Genomic DNA, 18,039 nt, shown 5'->3' with positions numbered 1-18,039 from the left:
GTGGTGATTAAAACCCCTAGATCACAAAGACTGTCGGGGCGTGTCCGATCTTCACCCTTGCGCTCTCCCTCACGCCAGGGGAATACCCACCGTTCAACATCGGAAAGCGGCCGGTTGTATCGTCGAAGTGTTCAACACCCGTCAGGGCTGGCGTGACTTGCCCGCGATTGCTTCGTCCGACGCAGGAAACGGCAGGAGATATGACCGTGCAGCAGCAGGCTCCGAGCGACGCAGTCACCGAGGGCGGTGAGCCCCTGGAGGTCTGGATCGACCAGGACCTGTGCACCGGGGACGGGATCTGCGCGCAGTACGCGCCCGATGTCTTCGAGCTGGACATCGACGGGCTGGCGTATGTGAAGAGCGCGGACGACGAGCTTCTCCAGTCGCCCGGTGCGACGACGCGCGTGCCGCTGCCGATCCTGAAGGATGTCGTCGACTCGGCCAAGGAATGCCCGGGCGACTGTATTCATGTGCGGCGCGTTTCGGACAGCGTCGAGGTGTACGGGCCCGACGCGGAGTGAGCGTGCCGGCGGGTGAGTGAGGGCGGGTTACGCCGTCGGCGTACCGGGCGGCGCGGTCACCGGGTGTGAGGGGTCAGACGCTCTGTGACTCGTTCTGGGCGCTTCGTACGAAGGCGCCGTTCTTCCACTGCCAGGTGAGGCGCTGGTCCTCGTCGGGGCAGCAGGCGGGGACGTCCGGGCCCGAGTAGCCGAGGAGCCGGGCGCGGACGACGCCGTCGCTTATGTCCAGGTCGGCGACGCTCTGCCGGTCGGCGGGGTCGACGAGGGTGGCCACGACGCGGGGCGCGCCGGCGTCCTTGCCGGCGGTGAGGACGTACACGCCGTTGGGCGGGGTGCCGGAGCCGGCGTCGCAGCGGGCGGCGGCCACGGTCTCGGGGCGGCCGTCGCCGTCGAGGTCGCCGGTGGCTTCCTTGGTGACGAGTGCTTTCGCGCCACCGCATTCGAGCGGGAAGTCGACGGCGGCGGTGTCGGGCGCCGGCTGCGGCGCCGTCTTGGGGGCGGTGCGCCCGGCGGGTCCGGAGCCCGACTGGTTGGCGGTGGCGGCGTCGGGCTGGAGCAGACCGGCGGCGGCCACCACGGCGGCCATCGCGGTGGCCGTGGCGAGCCAGTGCACGGGACGCGGGCGGGTGTGCGCGAGGTCCGGGACGTCGGAGATCTGCACGCGGTGTCTCCTGTGAAGGCAGTGCCGGTGGGGGTGGCGTGAATCGTGCCACACGTCACAGTGCGGTGGAACAGCGGGGTCGTTAAGGCCAACGTAAAGTCGCCGCCGCCGAGTTCGCGTCGGGTGGACGTGAACTCGGCGGCGGCGCCGATGTGTTGCGGGGAAGGTGACGCCGGGTCAGTCCCGGGAGCCGCTGCCGGGGCCGTCGTAGTCGTCGCCGTACGCGCCCTTCGAGGGGCGGCGCCGGCGCAGGGGCGGCTCCACGCCGTCGGCGAGGCGGCGGGCGGTGATGAGGAAGCCCGTGTGGCCGATCATGCGGTGGTCGGGGCGTACGGCCAGCCCTTCGACGTGCCAGTTGCGGACCATCGACTCCCAGGCGGCGGGCTCGTTGAACGAGCCGTGCTCGCGGATCGTCTCGACGGTGCGGGCGAGCTGGGTGGTCGTGGCGACGTACGCGCAGAGGATGCCGCCGGGCACGAGGGCCTTCGACACCGGTTCGACGCACTCCCACGGGGCGAGCATGTCGAGGATGACCCGGTCGACCTCGGTGTCGCTGAGGTTGTCCTGGAGGTCGCCGACGGTGAGCTGCCAGGCGGGGTGCGGACCGCCGAAGTAGCGCTCCACGTTCTGCTGGGCGATGTCGGCGAAGTCCTGCCGGCGCTCGTAGGAGTGCAGCATGCCCTGGTCGCCGATGGCGCGCAGCAGGAAGCTGCTGAGCGAGCCCGATCCCACTCCGGCTTCGACGATGCGGGCGCCGGGGAAGATGTCGGCGAAGGCCAGGATCTGGCCCGCGTCCTTGGGGTAGACCACGGCGGCGCCGCGGGGCATGGACAGGACGTAGTCGGGGAGCAGGGGGCGCAGCGCGAGGTAGGCGACGTTTCCCGTGGTGCGGACAACACTGCCCTCGGGAGCACCGATCAGCTCGTCGTGGGGGAAGGAACCCTTGTGGGTGTGGAAATTCTTCCCCGCTTCGAGCGTGAAGGTGTAGTGGCGTCCCTTGGGGTCGGTGAGCTGGACCTGGTCCCCGACCTTGAAGGGGCCGCGACGACGGGCGGCACCGGTCGGTTCGGACATGCGGTCAGACTACCTGCTTCTTTTGAGGCTCCCTCACCTGGCGTGGGGCGGTGCTACTTGGCGTCGGGCCTGGCCATGGCGGCGACGAAGGCGCGTTCGACGTCGGCGGTGGACAGGACTCCGTAGATCTCGCCGGTGTCCTCGACGACCAGATACTCGGTGGCGGGGTTGGCCCTCAGACGGTCGAGGAGGGCTTCTCCGGCCAGCTCGGCGGGGACCTTCATACCGTCGGTGAGGTCGTTGGCGAGGCCGCTGACGGCGACCCAGGGACGGCGGTGGGTGGGGACGCCGACGATGGCGGCCTCGCGGACCAGCGCGGTCGGTTCGCCCTGGCCGTCCACGACGACGAGTGCGCGGGCTCCGGCCTCGTTGGCGCGGCGCAGCGCCTCGGAGAGCGGGGTGGCCGATTCGACGGGGACGGCGCGCCGGGTGAGGGCGCGGGCCCGCAGATCGGGCAGGTGTTCGCGGAGGCGCGCCATGCGCAGGCTGTTGCCCGCGCCGGTCCAGATGATCGCGGCGAGGATGGCGGCGAGGAGCGCGTCGGTGACGGTCTCGACGCCGCCGATGTCCTTGGTGGAGTTGCCGAGGGCGCCGGTGTGGGTGAGGAGCGGCAGGCCGATGAGGACGGCGACGGCGAGGGCCCGGCCGACCCAGGCGGCGGCGACGGTGCCGGCCATGGGCTTGCCGGTGATCTTCCACACGACGGCGCGCAGCATCCGGCCGCCGTCCAGCGGGAGCCCGGGGAGCAGATTGAAGGCGGCGACGATGAGGTTGGAGATCATCAGTCCGGCGAGGAGGACGCCGGGGACGGTGCCCGGTTCGACGGCGGCCATCGTGAGATAGAAGAAGCCGGCGAGGACCAGGGAGAGCAGCGGGCCGACGAAGGCGAGCATGAATTCGCGGCCGGGTGTCTCCGACTCCTTCTCGATCTCGGAGACACCGCCGAAGAACTGGAGCTGGATGCGGCGCACGGGCAGTTTGTAGCGCAGCGCGACGACCGTGTGGGCCAGTTCGTGGACGAGTACGGAGGCGTAGAAGGCGACGGCGAAGAAGAGCGCGACGAGATAGCTGACCCCGCCGAGGTGGGGCAGTACGCGGTCGAGCTGGCCGCCGAAGACCCAGGTGATGAGCGCGGCCACCAGGAACCAGCTGGGGGCGACGTAGACGGGCACGCCGAAGGGGCGGCCCATGAGAATTCCGCCGCCGGGGTCTTCGGGGCGCTTCCGCTTGCCGCCGGGTGGCGCGTCCTCAGGACCGGACCGCGGCCTCCTGCTCTCGCCGCTCTCGTCGTCCTTTTTCACGTCGTCCCTTCGTTGCGGCACCGTCGCTCGCTCGATGATGCTGTGCGCGAGGTTCTTACGTCGATGGTATTCCGCTCGCTGTCAGTGGCGGGCCGTAGGGTCTGCGTCATGAGTACGAGTCAGCAGCCCACTTCGCTGTCGCCGTCGCGTGCGAGCGACTTCATGCAGTGCCCTCTGCTGTACCGGTTCCGGGTGATCGACAAGCTGCCGGAGAAGCCGAGCGAGGCGGCGACCCGGGGGACGCTGGTGCACGCGGTGCTGGAGAGACTGTTCGACGACCCCGCTGTGGAGCGTACGGCGCCGCGCGCCAGGTCGATGGTTCCCGGGCAGTGGGACCGTCTGCTGGAGTCGCGGCCGGAGTTGGGCGAGCTGTTCACGGGGGAAGACGGCGGCGAGCGGCTGACGCGCTGGCTGTCGGAGGCCGAGCAGTTGGTGGAGCGGTGGTTCTCTCTGGAGGATCCGACGCGTCTTGAGCCGGCCGAGCGTGAGCTGTTCGTGGAGACGGAGCTGGAGTCGGGGCTGCGGTTGCGCGGGGTGATCGACCGGGTGGACGTGGCCCCGACGGGCGAGGTGCGGATCGTCGACTACAAGACGGGCAAGGCACCGCGTCCGGAGTACGCGGAGGGCGCGCTGTTCCAGATGAAGTTCTACGCGCTGGTGATCTGGCGGCTGAAGCGGGTGGTGCCGCGCCGGCTCCAGCTGGTCTATCTGGGCAGTGGGGATGTTCTGACGTACGACCCGGTGGTGGCCGATCTGGAGCGGATCGAGCGCAAGCTGCTGGCGCTCTGGGAGGCGATCAGGCTGGCGACGGAGACGGGCGACTGGCGGCCCCGGCCGACGAAGCTGTGCGGTTGGTGCGACCACCAGGCGGTGTGTCCGGAGTTCGGTGGCACGCCGCCGGTGTATCCGCTGACGGTGCCGCCGGCGCGGGACGCCGAGCCGGTCGCGCCCGACGCGGGGGCGGCGGTCTCCGCCGAGCCCGCTCAGGGGGGCTAGGGCGTGTCGTGTCCGTGCCCGCCGAGGTCGTGGCCGGGCGCTCAAGGCAGAATGGACCGGGATCACGTCCCGTCGAAGGAGTTCCCGTGGCGATCCGCGTCCTACTGGTCGATGACCAGCCACTGCTGCGCACCGGCTTCCGGATGATCCTGGAGGCCGAGCAGGACATCGCGGTCGTCGGTGAGGCCGGCGACGGTCTCCAGGCCATCGACCAGGTCCGGGCGCTCCAGCCCGACGTGGTGCTGATGGACATCCGTATGCCGCGTATGGACGGTGTCGAGGCGACCCGCCAGATCACCGGTCCCGGCAAGGACGGCCCGGCGAAGGTGCTGGTGCTGACGACGTTCGATCTGGACGAGTACGTGGTGGAGGCGCTGCGCGCCGGGGCGAGCGGCTTTCTGCTCAAGGACGCGCCCGCGAACGAGCTGGTGCAGGCGATCCGGGTGGTGGCCGCCGGTGAGGCGATGCTGGCGCCGAGCATCACCCGCAGGCTGCTCGACAAGTACGCGGACCATCTGCCGTCGGGCGACGAGCAGGTGCCGGACACCCTGCACACGCTGACCGAGCGCGAGGTGGAGGTGCTGAAGCTGGTGGCGCGCGGACTGTCCAACGCCGAGATCGCGGCGGACCTCTTCGTCAGCGAGACGACGGTCAAGACGCATGTGGGTCATGTGCTGACGAAGCTGAGCCTGCGCGACCGCGTCCAGGCGGCGGTGTACGCCTACGAGAGCGGTCTGGTGCGCCCCGGCGCCCAGTAGCCCGACGCGCGGACGGACGGTCGGCACGAGGATGGTCGGCACGAGAGAGGTCACCGGCATCGCACGGATGCCGGTGACCTCTTCTCGTACGGCGGACTGGCCGGTCAGACGGCGCTGCCGGTGCCCAGCTCCCAGAACAGCAGTTCGCCCGAGGGGTTGAGGGCCCACTCCACACCGGAGATGTCGTCGGCGGCGGCGACGTACTGCTTGCCCTGCCAGAGCGGCAGCACGGGCACCTCCTCGGCGACGATGTTCTGGATCTCCACGAAGGACTTCGAGGCGGCGCTGCGCTCGGCCTCGCGGCGCGACTGCGGGATCAGGTTGCCGATCACCTTCTTGTTGGCGTACGGCGCGTTGAGGAAGTTGTCCTCGTCGAGGAACGGCGCGACGAAGTTGTCCGGGTCCGGGAAGTCGGGGAACCAGCCCATGCCGTAGACGGCGTACTCACCGCGCGTCTGGGCGGGCCGGAACTTCGACCACTCGGCGCCCTTGGTGTCGACGTCGAAGAGCCCGCTGGAGTTGAGCTGCTTCTTCAGCGTCTCGAACTCCTTGGCCGTGGCCTCGCCGTAGTGGTCGGTGGTGTAGTTCAGGGTGAACTTCACCGGCGTCTCGACCCCGGCGTCGTCGAGGAGTTTCTGCGCCTCGGCCCGGTCGGGCTCGCCGTACTTGTTGAAGAACGAGTTGGTGTGCGCCGTGACGGTCGCCGGGATGAGCGAGTAGAGGGGCTCGGCGGTGGAGCCGTACACCTCGGAGGCGATCTGGCCGCGGTCCACGAGGGCGGCGACGGCCTGGCGTACGGCCTTCTCCTTCACGGCGGGCTCCTCGGTGTCGAAGGCGAGGTAGCGGATCTCCAGCCCCGGCATCTCGGTCAGCGCGATGCTGTCCTTGGGCTTGGCGGCCATCTCCTCGATCTGGTCCGGCGACATGGTGCGTGCCATCACGTCGATCTCGCCGGAGTCGAGGGCCTTGCCCATGGCGGCGGCGTCGGGGTACGAGCGCAGCTCGACCTTGTCGTTGCGGAGCTTGAGGTCGCCCTTGTACGAGTCGTTCTTGGTGAAGACGGCCTTGACGATCCGGTCGTCCTCCACCTCGGCCTTGAAGTTGTACGGGCCCGAGCCGTTGACCTCGAAGCCGTCGCGGAGCTTCTTGCCGTCGTACGACTGAGGGTCGACGATGCCGGTGATGGGCGTCGAGAGCTTGTACGGGAACGTGGCGTCGGAGGTCTTGAGGTGGAAGATGACCTCGGTGTCGCTGGGCGTCTCGATCGTGTCGATGTTCGCGAGCAGGCCCACCGCGCTGGCCTCGGAGTCGATGTCGATGACACGCCCGATGGAGAACTTCACATCCTCCGAGGTGACGTCGGCGCCGCTCGCGAACTTCAGCCCGTCGCGCAGTTCGCAGCGGTAGCTCTCGTTCTGGTTGTCGGAGAACCGGCAGTTGGACGCGGCCTCGGGGACCGGGGCGCCGCCGCCGCGCGGGACGTGCATCAGCGTCTGGAGGGACTGGCGCAGGACGTTCCAGGAGCCGTTGTCGTACGCGAACGCCGGGTCGAAGGGCGCCGGAGACTCCTTGGTGGCGGTGAACTGGTCCGTCGTGCCCACGACAATGGCGTCACCGCTGCCGGACGAGCCGTCCGAGCCGCCGCAGGCGACGAGCACCGGGGCGAGCAGACCGGCCACAACCGGCAGCACGAGACTCTTGCGCTTCATCCTGGACGTACTCCCTCATCCGAACCCCGAGCGGTACAACGGCGGTTGAGAATTTCGCGACGTGATTGACCGTCGGAACACACCGTTGAGACGGGCGAACGGGTGGCGAAGTTCTCGCGACGAGATTAGTCGGCGGGTGCGGATCTTATGAACCGGGCCTGGTACAGGCGTAATCGCAAAGCGATCAGCAATAGAGGTGAAGCGGTATCGGCCCAGCAGAATGATTCGCACATCAGGTAATGAATCGGGACACATGGGTGCCCGATTCGGCGCGGCGAACGGGCAGACCAGGGACACGGAACGGGCACGGTCACCCTCGGTGGCAACACGGAGGGTGACAAACGTCACGCACATTTCCCTCAGGTTGCCACGATCGGGACCGAAATGATCAACGAACGGCCTCCGCAAGCGCTTACCGCAATGCCCGTCGACTTTCGATAGTTTCAGGGGCCACGCTCTGTGCGCGTATCAGTGCTTGTGTGTCATCAGACCACGTAGGAATACCAGGTCGACCTCTTCGAGAGAGTTCACGATCACCCGGCCCGCGGCGGCGGCGATGGGCGCGACGGACGGTACGGCCACCACGCGGCAGCCCGCCGCCTCGGCCGACGCCACTCCGGTCGCCGTGTCCTCGATGACGGCGCATCTGGACGGGGCGGCGCTCAGTCCGCTCGCGGCCAGCAGATACGGGTCGGGGTGCGGCTTGGTGTTCAGCACCTCGTCACCGGCCACGGTGAGGCCGAAGTGATGGCGTCCGACGGACTCCAGCACCCGGTCGATGATGCGCCGGTGGGAGGCGGAGACCAGGGCCGTGGGCACGCCGTGGTGGGCCAGCTCGGCGAGGAGCCTGGCGGCTCCCGGCATCATCGGCACGTCGACGGTGATGCGCTCCTCGAAGCGCTCGTTCAGCAGCACGGTCAGCTCCGCGAGCGTGATGTCGGCGCCGGTGGCCTCGATGAGATAGCCGGCGCTCCTGGTCATCGGCCCGCCTACGACCACGTCGCGCCAGGTGTCGTCGAGGGTGTGACCGAGGTCCTTGAAGACCGCCACCTCGGTGTCCCACCAGAAGCCCTCGGTGTCGACCAGGGTGCCGTCCATGTCGAGCAGCACGGCCTCGAGAGCCGATCCTTCGGCCGTACGGGTCATGGACGCGGGAACCGTACTGGTCATCCGGCACACCTCCGAGAGGGACGAGAAGGCCGGTCGCCTTGTCCGACGGGAATCCCGCCAGGTCCGGCAACCGGCCAACACTGGACCGACAAGCATACGACCTGCCCGCGCGAAATGCGCGTTCAGTGCCTTATCGGGCGTTGAAGTACTTGGCTTCGGGGTGGTGGATGACGATGGCGTCGGTGGACTGTTCGGGGTGGAGCTGGAACTCCTCCGAGAGTTCGACACCGATCCGGCCGGGCTCCAGGAGGTCGGCGATCTTCGCCCGGTCCTCCAGGTCGGGGCAGGCGCCGTAACCGAGCGAGAATCGCGCGCCCCGGTACTTCAGCGCGAACATGTCCTCGACGTCGGACGGGTCCTCCCCCGCGAAGCCCAGCTCGGAGCGGACCCGGGCGTGCCAGTACTCGGCGAGGGCTTCGGCGAGCTGGACCGACAGGCCGTGCAGTTCGAGATAGTCGCGGTAGGCGTTCTTCTCGAAGAGTTCGGCCGTCGCGCCGCCGATCTTCGACCCGACCGTGACGACCTGGAGGCCGACCACATCGGTCTCCCCGGACTCCTCCGGCCGGAAGAAGTCCGCCAGGCACAGCCGCCGGCCCCGGCGCTGGCGGGGGAAGGTGAACCGGGTGCGCTCCGAGCCGTCATCGCCGAGCAGGATCAGGTCGTCGCCCTTGGACACACAGGGGAAGTAGCCGTAGACCACGGCCGCCTCCAGGAGGTTGCGGGTCTGGAGCTGCTCCAGCCAGCCCCGCAGACGCGGCCGGCCCTCAGACTCCACCAGCTCCTCGTACGACGGCCCGCCCTTGCGCGCCTCCTTCAGCCCCCACTGCCCCTTGAAGAGCGCGCCCTCGTCCAGCCAGGAGGCGTACTCCTTGAGCTGGATGCCCTTGATGACGCGCGTGCCCCAGAACGGCGGTTCGGGGACGGGGTTGGTCACCGAGACGTCGGAGCGCACCGCGCCTTCCTCGGGGCGTTCGACCACGGCTGCGGCGGGAACCTGCTTGACGCGGCGCTGCTTCAGCTCGGGGAGTACGGCTCCGGGGACGCCGCGCTTGATGCCGATCAGCGCGTCCATCAGCCGCAGTCCCTCGAACGCGTCGCGGGCGTAGCGGACTTCACCCTCGTAGATCTCGTGCAGGTCCTGCTCCACATAGGCACGCGTGAGGGCCGCGCCGCCGAGGATGACGGGGAAGTCGGCCGCCATCTTGCGCTGGTTCAGCTCCTGGAGGTTCTCCTTCATGATCACCGTGGACTTCACCAGCAGCCCCGACATCCCGATCACATCCGCCCGGTGCTCCTCGGCGGCCTCCAGGATCGCGGACACCGGCTGCTTGATACCGAGGTTGACCACGGTGTAGCCGTTGTTGGAGAGGATGATGTCGACCAGGTTCTTCCCGATGTCGTGCACGTCCCCGCGCACCGTGGCCAGGACGATCGTGCCCTTGCCGTCGTCGTCGGTCTTCTCCATGTGCGGTTCGAGGAATGCCACGGCCGTCTTCATGACCTCGGCCGACTGGAGCACGAACGGCAGCTGCATCTGACCGGAGCCGAACAGCTCGCCGACGACCTTCATCCCGTTCAGCAGGGTGTCGTTGACGATCGCGAGGGCGGGACGCTCGGCGAGAGCGGCGGTGAGATCGTCCTCCAGACCGTTCTTCTCGCCGTCGATGATGCGCCGCTCCAGGCGTTCGTTCAGCGGGAGGGCGAGCAGTTCCTCGGCCCGCCCGTCCTTCATCGACTTGGTGTTGACGCCCTCGAACAGCTCCATCAGCTTCTGGAGGGGGTCGTAACCCTCTTCGCGCCGGTCGTAGATGAGGTCGAGCGCGACCTTGACCTGCTCCTCCTCCAGCCGGGCGATCGGCAGGATCTTCGAGGCGTGGACGATCGCCGAGTCCAGACCGGCCTTCACGCACTCGTCCAGGAACACCGAGTTGAGGACGATACGCGCGGCCGGGTTGAGGCCGAAGGAGATGTTCGACAGACCGAGCGTGGTCTGGACGTCGGGGTGGCGCTCCTTCAGCCGGCGGATCGCCTCGATGGTGGCGATGCCGTCCTTGCGCGACTCCTCCTGACCGGTGCAGATCGTGAAGGTCAGGGTGTCGATGAGGATGTCCGACTCACGCACACCCCAGTTCCCCGTCAGATCCGCGATCAGCCGCTCCGCGACCGCCACCTTGTGCTCCGGCGTACGGGCCTGCCCCTCCTCGTCGATCGTCAGCGCGATCAGCGCGGCGCCGTGCTCCACCGCCAGCTGGGTCACCAGCGCGAAGCGTGACTCCGGGCCGTCGCCGTCCTCGTAGTTGACGGAGTTGATGACCGCGCGCCCGCCGAGCTTCTCCAACCCCGCCCGCAGGACCGGCAGTTCCGTGGAGTCCAGCACGATGGGCAGCGTGGAGGCGGTGGCGAACCGGCCCGCCAGCTCCGCCATGTCCGCGACACCGTCCCGGCCCACGTAGTCGACGCAGAGGTCCAGCAGATGCGCGCCCTCACGGATCTGGCCCCGTGCCATCTCCACGCAGTCGTCCCAGCGGCCTTCCAGCATCGCCTCGCGGAACTTCTTCGACCCGTTGGCGTTCGTCCGCTCACCGATCGCCAGATACGAGGTGTCCTGGCGGAACGGCACGCTCTGGTAGAGCGACGCCGCGCCCGGCTCCGGCCGCGGTTCCCGCTCCGTCACGGCCGCGCCCCGCACCCGCTCGACCACCTGCCGCAGATGCTCGGGAGTCGTACCGCAGCAGCCGCCGACCAGGGACAGGCCGTAGTCGCGTACGAAGTTCTCCTGCGCGTCGGCGAGTTCGCCCGCGGTCAGCGGATAGTGCGCCCCGTCCTTGCCGAGGACGGGCAGCCCGGCGTTGGGCATGCAGGAGATCGGGATACGCGAGTGCCGGGCCAGATAGCGCAGGTGCTCGCTCATCTCCGCCGGGCCGGTGGCGCAGTTCAGACCGATCATGTCGATGCCGAGCGGCTCCAGCGCGGTGAGCGCGGCGCCGATCTCCGACCCCAGCAGCATCGTCCCCGTCGTCTCGACGGTCACCGAGCAGATGACCGGCAGCTTCGTGCCCGTGGCGTCGAGAGCCCGTCGGGCGCCGAGGATCGCGGCCTTCGTCTGGAGGAGATCCTGCGTCGTCTCCACCAGCAGCGCGTCCGCGCCACCGGCGATCATGCCCTCGGCGTTGCGCTGGTAGGCGTCGCGCAGCGTCACATAGTCCACGTGTCCGAGTGTCGGCAGCTTCGTGCCCGGGCCCATCGAGCCCAGCACCCATCGCTGCTGCCCGGTCGAGACCGTGAACTCGTCCGCGACCTCGCGGGCGATGCGCGCGCCCGCCTCCGACAGTTCGAAGACGCGCTCGGGGATGTCGTACTCGGCCAGCGCGGCGAAGTTCGTACCGAAGGTGTTGGTCTCCACGCAGTCGACACCGACCGCGAAGTACTCCTCATGGACCGAGCGCACGATGTCCGGGCGGGTCACATTGAGGATCTCGTTGCAGCCTTCCAGGTCCTGGAAGTCCTCCATGGTCGGGTCCTGCGCCTGGAGCATCGTGCCCATCGCCCCGTCAGCCACCACCACACGGGTGGCGAGCGCTTCGCGCAGCGCTTCGATTCGGGTCCGGCTGTCGGCGGAAATGCTGGAGGACGGGGCCATGAAAATACTCCCGGGGATGCGACGGCTGTCGGCTTTGCCCCTTCCGGTGGAAGGGGCACCCGGCCAGGGTAGCGGTGCCCGGCTCCGTACGGCGCAGCGTTTCACGGGGCGGACGGTCGCGCCCCCGGGCGCGGGGAGCGGGCGGCGAGGAATCCGTCATCCGTAACGGCGAGTCGGCATGGACCGATAATGTTCAGCATTGTCGAACGACTGGCATTACGGAGGTCCGGCCGATGGCGAAGAGTATCCAGTCTCTCCAGCGCGCGGCGGCGGTACTGCGGCTCCTGGCGGGCGGCGAGCGCAGGCTCGGCCTGTCCGACATCTCCTCCTCCCTCGGGCTGGCCAAGGGCACGGCGCACGGCATTCTGCGCACCCTCCAGGAGGAGGGTTTCGTGGAGCAGGATCCGGCCTCCGGCCGCTATCAGCTGGGCGCGGAGCTGCTGCGGCTGGGCAACAGCTATCTGGACGTCCATGAGCTGCGGTCCCGCGCCCTGGTCTGGACGGACGATCTGGCGCGGTCCAGCGGCGAGAGCGTGCATGTCGGGGTGCTGCATCTGGAGGGCGTACTGATCGTGCACCACGTCTTCCGGCCCGACGACAGCCGGCAGGTGCTGGAGGTGGGGGCGATGCAGCCGCTGCACTCCACGGCCCTGGGGAAGGTGCTGGCGGCGTACGACCCGGTGGCCCGCGGTGAGGCGGTCAGGGGTACCCGTGAGCGGCTGACCGCGCGCACCGTCACCGATCTGGAGCAGTTCGAGTCGATTCTCGAACTCACGCGGTCGCGGGGGTGGGCGACGGACGTCGAGGAGACATGGGAGGGGGTGGCCGCGGTGGCCGCGCCGATCCATGACAGGCGGCGGATGCCGGTCGGCGCCATAGCTCTCACCGGAGCGGTGGAACGACTGTGCGAGGACGGCGAGATTCGTCCGGAGCTGATCACGGCGGTGCGCGAATGTGCGCGTTCGGTGTCCAGGGATGTCGGCGCCGGGCGGTTTTGAGTCGCATGGCTGATGATCTGAGAAGTACAAGGTTCCGGCGACGGGACCCTTGACGACTCCTTCACCCCAGGATGACACTGCCGTGCAGCGGTCGGCATTGTCGAACATTGATCGACGGGTCAACATGTGTGCACGACAAGGCCAGAGGCCGGCAACGCCCTCACCTGAGGGCTCGGACCATCGGTGCGAGCCGCTGGTCCGCCTTCCCCTGGACGAAGGAGTCTTGGGTGTCACACTTCGACATCTTCATAGGCGAGACCGTTGGTACCGCTCTCCTGATCCTGCTCGGCGGTGGCGTGGTGGCGGGCGTCGTCCTCAAGCGCTCCAAATCGCACGACGCGGGCTGGGTCGCCATCAGCTTCGGATGGGGATTCGCGGTCCTCACCGGGGCGTATCTCGCCGCCGGCGTCTCGGGCGCCCATCTGAACCCCGCGGTCACCCTCGGTCTCGCGATATCCGGCGGTACGGAGTGGAGCGATGTCCCGCTCTACATGGCGAGCGAGTTGCTGGGCGCCATGATCGGCGCTTTCCTGGTTTGGGTGACGTACATGGGGCAGTTCAAGGCCCATCTGACCGACCGGGAGATCCTCGCCCAGCAGCCGGCGATCGAGGGCCTGGTCGACCAGAAGGCGGCGCCCAAGGCCGGTCCGGTCCTGGGCATCTTCTCGACGGGTCCGGAGATCCGGCACACCGTGCAGAACGTCCTCACCGAGATCATCGCCACCTTCGTCCTGGTCATCGCGATCCTCACCCAGGGCCTGAACGACGAGGGCAACGGCCTGGGTGTGCTGGGCGTACTGATCACCGCCCTGGTCGTGGTGGGCATCGGCCTCTCGCTCGGTGGCCCCACCGGATACGCGATCAACCCGGCCCGTGACCTCGGCCCCCGTATCGTCCACGCGCTGCTGCCGCTGCCCAACAAGGGCGGCTCCGACTGGACGTACGCGTGGATCCCCGTCGTCGCCCCGCTGATCGGCGCCGCCGCGGCGGCCGGTCTCTACAACTGGGCCTTCAAGTAGGCCGCCAGCCCCGACTTCCTCCGCCCTCCGCACCGAGCAGGAGCAGACACCGTGAGTGAGACACAGAGCACCGGGACTTCCTCCCACGGAACGGGCCCGTTCATCGCGGCCATCGACCAGGGCACCACGTCCAGCCGCTGCATCGTCTTCGACGTCGACGGGCGCATCGTCGCCGTCGACCAGAAGGAGCACCAGCAGATCTTCCCGAAGCCGGGCTGGGTCGAGCACGACGCCAAGGAGATCTGGACCAACGTCCAGGAAGTCGTGGCGAACGCCATCGAGAAGGCCGGCATCACCAAGGCCGACGTGCTGGCGATCGGGATCACCAACCAGCGCGAGACCACCATGCTCTGGGACAAGAACACCGGTGAGCCCGTCCACAACGCCATCGTCTGGCAGGACACCCGCACCAGCGGGCTCGTGAAGGAACTGGGCCGCAACGTGGGCCAGGACCGCTTCCGCCGGGACACCGGGCTGCCGCTGGCGACCTACTTCGCCGGGCCGAAGGCCCGCTGGCTGCTGGACAACGTCGAGGGCCTGCGCGAGCGCGCCGAGAGCGGCGACATCCTGTTCGGCACGATGGACTCCTGGGTCATCTGGAATCTGACCGGCGGCACCGACGGCGGCGTGCACGTCACGGACGTCACCAACGCCTCCCGCACGATGCTGATGCGCCTCGACACGCTGGAGTGGGACCCGAAGATCTGCAACTCCATCGGGGTCCCGATGGCGATGCTCCCGAAGATCCGTTCCTCCTCCGAGGTGTACGGCACGGCCAAGGGCGGCCCGCTGAACGGGATTCCGGTCGCCTCGGCGCTCGGTGACCAGCAGGCGGCCCTGTTCGGCCAGTGCTGCTTCGCCGAGGGTGAGGCCAAGTCGACGTACGGCACCGGCACGTTCATGCTGATGAACACCGCCCACAAGCCCATCAATTCCTACAACGGGCTGCTGACCACGGTCGGTTACCGCATCGGGGACCAGCCCGCGGTGTACGCGCTGGAGGGCTCCATCGCCGTCACCGGCGCCCTCGTGCAGTGGATGCGCGACCAGATGGGCCTGATCAAGACCGCGCCCGAGATCGAGACACTGGCCTCCTCCGTGGAGGACAACGGCGGCGCGTACTTCGTCCCCGCCTTCTCGGGGCTGTTCGCGCCCCACTGGGACTCGGCCGCCCGCGGTGTGATCGCCGGTCTCACCGGCTATGTCACCAAGGCGCACATCGCCCGCGCGGTGCTGGAGGCCACGGCCTGGCAGACCCGTGAGATCAGCGACGCGATGACCAAGGACTCCAAGGTGGAGCTGACGTCCCTCAAGGTCGACGGCGGTATGACCGCCAACAACCTGCTGATGCAGACGCTCTCCAACGTCCTCGACGCGCCCGTCGTACGCCCGATGGTCGCCGAGACGACCTGTCTGGGCGCCGCGTACGCCGCCGGGCTCGCCGTCGGCTTCTGGCCGGACACCGACGCGCTGCGGGCCAACTGGCGCCGTGCCGCGGAGTGGACGCCGGACATGGACGCCACGAAGCGCGACCGTGAGTACAAGAACTGGCTCAAGGCCGTGGACCGCACCAAGGCCTGGGTGGACGACGACGAGAACTGACCCGGGTCCGTCCGTCCGAGCGAGGAGGCACCATGACCACCCTTCACAGCGGTCCCGCCCTGGGGACGCATCCGGCCGGCGGCTCCCTCCCGAGCCGTGCCGAGACCCGGGAGCAACTGTCCCGTGCCACCTATGACCTGCTGGTCATCGGCGGCGGCATCCTCGGGATCTCCACTGCCTGGCACGCCTCCCAGTCGGGACTGCGGGTGGCCCTGGTGGACGGTGGCGACTTCGCGGGCGCCACCTCCTCGGCCTCCTCCAAACTGCTCCACGGCGGTCTGCGCTACTTGCAGACCGGTGAGGTGAAGCTGGTCGCCGAGAACCACTTCGAGCGCCGCGCGGTCTCCCGCCGCGTGGCGCCGCACCTGGCGAACCCGCTCACCTTCTATCTGCCCGTCTACAAGGACGGGCCGCACAGCGCGGCCAAGCTGGGCGCCGGTGTCTTCGCGTACTCGGCGCTGTCCGCCTTCGGCGACGGCGTGGGGCATCTGCTGAGCCCGGCGAAGGCCCGGCGCGCGGTGCCCGAGCTGCGGACGGACAATCTGCGGGCCGTGGCCGTGTACGGCGACGACCAGATGAACGACGCGCGGATGGCCGTCATGACGGTCCGCGCGGCCGTCGAGTCGGGCGCGGCCGTCCTCAACCACGCCGAGGTGACCGGGCTGCGCTTCACCGGCGGGCGCGTGACGGGCGCGGACCTCAAGGACGCCATGGACGGTACGGAGTTCGGGGTCGACGCCCGGCTCGTACTGAACGCCACCGGCCCCTGGGTCGACCATCTGCGCAAGCTGGAGGACCCGAGGTCCGAGCCGTCCATCCGGCTCTCCAAGGGCGCGCATCTCGTCCTGAGGCGCACCGCACCGTGGAACGCCGCGCTCGCGACGCCGATCGACAAGTACCGCATCACCTTCGCCCTCCCCTGGGAGGACATGCTGCTCCTGGGCACGACGGACGAGATGTACGAGGGCGACCCGGCGGACGTGGCGGTCAACGACGCGGACATCCACCAGATCCTGGACGAGGCGTCGCTGTCGGTGCGGGACCAGCAGCTCTCACGCGATCTGATCACCTACTCGTTCGCCGGTCTGCGGGTGCTGCCCGGCGGTCCCGGTGACACGTCCACCGCCAAGCGGGAGACGGTCGTCACCGAGGGCAGCGGCGGCATGCTGTCGGTGGCCGGCGGCAAGTGGACGACGTTCCGCCATATCGGCCGTACGGTGCTGGACAAGCTGGAGACCCTGCCGGGCCGGCCGCTCGGCTCGGACATCGAGCCCATCTCGCGGCTGCCGAAGATGCTGCCGCTGCCCGGTATCGCCAATCCGCACGCGGTGGAGCACCGGCTGCTGATCGACGGCGGCGCGCACGGCGACGGCATGGCGCGCGACACCGCCCACCATCTCGCCCGGCACTACGGGTCGTTGGCGTTCGACATCGCGCGCCTCGCGTACGAGCGTCCCGAGCTCGGTGAGCGGATCCATCCGGACGCGCCGGAGATCTGGGCGCAGGTCGTGTACGCCCGCGACCACGAGTGGGCGGAGACGGCGGACGACGTGCTGCGGCGCCGTACGACGCTGACGATCCGGGGGCTCGCGACGGACGGGATCCGGGCGCGGGTCGAGGAACTGCTCGGGCAGCGTCACGACTGACGTACCACCGACGTACGAGCGGCGTACGACCGACGGCGCCGTTCAGTCGTCATGCCTCGAACCAAGTTCCGAAACAACACCGGAGAACTCCGGTGGAACGGAGCGCCGGACGTGCACGGAGACGCATAATGGAGGCTGATACATCGGATGTATGGAGGTCGCCCATGGCTGTCACCGACGAGGCCATCGAGAAGATCAAGGGAATGATCGTCTCGGGCGCGCTGCGCCCGGGGGACCGCCTTCCCAAGGAGAGCGAGCTCGCCGCCGAACTGGGCCTGTCGCGCAACTCGCTGCGCGAGGCGGTACGCGCCCTGTCGCTGATCCGCATTCTCGACGTACGGCAGGGCGACGGCACGTACGTCACCAGCCTTGATCCCCAACTGCTCCTGGAAGCGCTGAGTTTCGTCGTCGACTTCCACCGCGACGACACCGTGCTGGAGTTCCTGGCGGTACGGCGGATCCTGGAGCCGGCCGCGACGGCGATGGCCGCCTCGCGGATCAAGGACTCCGAACTGGACGTGCTGGGCGAGCAGTTGGACGCGCTCGGGGAGGATCCCTCGGTGGAGGAGCTGGTCGCGTCCGATCTGGAGTTCCACCGGGGCATCGTGCAGGGATCGGGCAACTCGGTGCTCTGTTCGCTGCTTGACGGGCTGTCAGGGCCGACCACCCGGGCCCGGGTGTGGCGCGGGCTCACCCAGGAGGACGCGGTCAGCCGCACGCTGCACGAGCACCGGGCGATCCTGGCGGCGCTGCGTGACCGGGACGCGGAGGCGGCCAGGGCGTGGGCGACGGTGCATGTCGCGAGTGTGGAGCAGTGGCTGCGTTCGACGCTCTGACCGGCCACGGGGTGGGGGGGGGGGGGGGGGGGGGGGGGGGGGGGGGGGGGGGGCCCCGCCCCCCCCCCCCCCCCCCCCCCCCCCCCCCCCCCCCCCCCCCCCCCCCCC

At 69.1% G+C, this 18,039-nt stretch carries 14 protein-coding genes; 8 read left to right on the top strand and 6 right to left on the bottom strand.

Going from position 1 to position 18,039, the window contains the following annotated elements; all coding sequences use genetic code 11:
* Nucleotides 1–200: 200 nt before the first annotated feature.
* A complete protein-coding gene (locus tag ACFYNU_RS36945; RefSeq protein WP_329080564.1) occupies nt 201–521 on the top strand; it encodes a ferredoxin in 321 nt (106 codons plus the stop codon).
* 73 nt (nt 522–594) lie between these two features.
* Here ACFYNU_RS36945 and ACFYNU_RS36940 read toward each other — a convergent pair whose 3' ends face one another.
* The 3 genes from ACFYNU_RS36940 to ACFYNU_RS36930 all read right to left on the bottom strand — a co-directional run bounded on the left by ACFYNU_RS36940 (nt 595) and on the right by ACFYNU_RS36930 (nt 3,557).
* Nucleotides 595–1,182 carry a hypothetical protein gene (locus ACFYNU_RS36940; protein ID WP_356596155.1) on the bottom strand — a complete coding sequence of 196 codons (588 nt, stop codon included), beginning with the start codon at nt 1,180–1,182 and terminating at the stop codon, nt 595–597.
* A 177-nt stretch (nt 1,183–1,359) separates the two neighbouring features.
* Nucleotides 1,360–2,256: a tRNA (adenine-N1)-methyltransferase gene (locus ACFYNU_RS36935; protein ID WP_356596157.1), complete on the bottom strand. Its 897-nt coding sequence runs from the start codon at nt 2,254–2,256 to the stop codon at nt 1,360–1,362.
* Nucleotides 2,257–2,309: 53 nt separating this feature from the next.
* Complete coding sequence (locus ACFYNU_RS36930; RefSeq protein ID WP_356596159.1) at nt 2,310–3,557, bottom strand: site-2 protease family protein; 1,248 nt, start codon at nt 3,555–3,557, stop codon at nt 2,310–2,312.
* 108 nt (nt 3,558–3,665) lie between these two features.
* On the opposite strand from ACFYNU_RS36930, the gene ACFYNU_RS36925 reads away from it, so the two are divergent.
* Together ACFYNU_RS36925 and ACFYNU_RS36920 are read left to right on the top strand one after the other, a co-directional pair.
* Nucleotides 3,666–4,553: a PD-(D/E)XK nuclease family protein gene (locus ACFYNU_RS36925; RefSeq protein WP_356596161.1), complete on the top strand. Its 888-nt coding sequence runs from the start codon at nt 3,666–3,668 to the stop codon at nt 4,551–4,553.
* 86 nt (nt 4,554–4,639) lie between these two features.
* Nucleotides 4,640–5,311: a response regulator transcription factor gene (locus tag ACFYNU_RS36920; protein ID WP_023542799.1), complete on the top strand. Its 672-nt coding sequence runs from the start codon at nt 4,640–4,642 to the stop codon at nt 5,309–5,311.
* A gap of 104 nt (nt 5,312–5,415) precedes the next feature.
* Here ACFYNU_RS36920 and ACFYNU_RS36915 read toward each other — a convergent pair whose 3' ends face one another.
* The 3 genes from ACFYNU_RS36915 to metH form a co-directional block, all read right to left on the bottom strand.
* Entirely contained in the window at nt 5,416–7,020 is a 1,605-nt protein-coding gene (locus ACFYNU_RS36915) for an ABC transporter substrate-binding protein (RefSeq protein ID WP_356596163.1), read from the bottom strand.
* A gap of 468 nt (nt 7,021–7,488) precedes the next feature.
* A complete protein-coding gene (locus ACFYNU_RS36910) occupies nt 7,489–8,190 on the bottom strand; it encodes an HAD family phosphatase (protein WP_356596165.1) in 702 nt (233 codons plus the stop codon).
* Nucleotides 8,191–8,320: 130 nt separating this feature from the next.
* A complete protein-coding gene (gene metH / locus ACFYNU_RS36905; protein WP_356596167.1) occupies nt 8,321–11,830 on the bottom strand; it encodes a methionine synthase in 3,510 nt (1,169 codons plus the stop codon).
* 233 nt (nt 11,831–12,063) lie between these two features.
* Between metH and ACFYNU_RS36900 the strand changes: the two genes are divergently transcribed.
* From ACFYNU_RS36900 to ACFYNU_RS36880, 5 genes are all read left to right on the top strand, one after another.
* Nucleotides 12,064–12,828: an IclR family transcriptional regulator gene (locus ACFYNU_RS36900; protein ID WP_356596169.1), complete on the top strand. Its 765-nt coding sequence runs from the start codon at nt 12,064–12,066 to the stop codon at nt 12,826–12,828.
* A 227-nt stretch (nt 12,829–13,055) separates the two neighbouring features.
* The gene (locus tag ACFYNU_RS36895) at nt 13,056–13,847 is read left to right on the top strand and encodes an MIP/aquaporin family protein (RefSeq protein WP_356596171.1); all 792 of its coding nucleotides are present in this window, start codon (nt 13,056–13,058) and stop codon (nt 13,845–13,847) included.
* 51 nt (nt 13,848–13,898) lie between these two features.
* The gene (gene glpK / locus ACFYNU_RS36890; RefSeq protein WP_356596173.1) at nt 13,899–15,449 is read left to right on the top strand and encodes a glycerol kinase GlpK; all 1,551 of its coding nucleotides are present in this window, start codon (nt 13,899–13,901) and stop codon (nt 15,447–15,449) included.
* A 32-nt stretch (nt 15,450–15,481) separates the two neighbouring features.
* Nucleotides 15,482–17,095 carry a glycerol-3-phosphate dehydrogenase/oxidase gene (locus ACFYNU_RS36885; RefSeq protein WP_356596175.1) on the top strand — a complete coding sequence of 538 codons (1,614 nt, stop codon included), beginning with the start codon at nt 15,482–15,484 and terminating at the stop codon, nt 17,093–17,095.
* A gap of 164 nt (nt 17,096–17,259) precedes the next feature.
* Nucleotides 17,260–17,931, top strand: a complete 672-nt coding sequence (locus ACFYNU_RS36880) for a FadR/GntR family transcriptional regulator (protein WP_356596177.1) — start codon at nt 17,260–17,262, stop codon at nt 17,929–17,931.
* Nucleotides 17,932–18,039: the final 108 nt, after the last annotated feature.

The organism is Streptomyces sp. NPDC006643 (assembly GCF_042870175.1).
Lineage (GTDB): Bacteria > Actinomycetota > Actinomycetes > Streptomycetales > Streptomycetaceae > Streptomyces.
This window is presented reverse-complemented; position numbering and strand designations above follow the sequence as displayed.

Coding starts and splice junctions, on each gene's coding strand:
- ACFYNU_RS36945 (WP_329080564.1), top strand. CDS start 201: ATGACCGTGCAGCAGCAGGCTCCGAGCGACGCAGTCACCGAGGGCGGT.
- ACFYNU_RS36935 (WP_356596157.1), bottom strand. CDS start 2,256: ATGTCCGAACCGACCGGTGCCGCCCGTCGTCGCGGCCCCTTCAAGGTC.
- ACFYNU_RS36925 (WP_356596161.1), top strand. CDS start 3,666: ATGAGTACGAGTCAGCAGCCCACTTCGCTGTCGCCGTCGCGTGCGAGC.
- ACFYNU_RS36915 (WP_356596163.1), bottom strand. CDS start 7,020: ATGAAGCGCAAGAGTCTCGTGCTGCCGGTTGTGGCCGGTCTGCTCGCC.
- ACFYNU_RS36910 (WP_356596165.1), bottom strand. CDS start 8,190: ATGACCAGTACGGTTCCCGCGTCCATGACCCGTACGGCCGAAGGATCG.
- metH (WP_356596167.1), bottom strand. CDS start 11,830: ATGGCCCCGTCCTCCAGCATTTCCGCCGACAGCCGGACCCGAATCGAA.
- ACFYNU_RS36900 (WP_356596169.1), top strand. CDS start 12,064: ATGGCGAAGAGTATCCAGTCTCTCCAGCGCGCGGCGGCGGTACTGCGG.
- ACFYNU_RS36885 (WP_356596175.1), top strand. CDS start 15,482: ATGACCACCCTTCACAGCGGTCCCGCCCTGGGGACGCATCCGGCCGGC.
- ACFYNU_RS36880 (WP_356596177.1), top strand. CDS start 17,260: ATGGCTGTCACCGACGAGGCCATCGAGAAGATCAAGGGAATGATCGTC.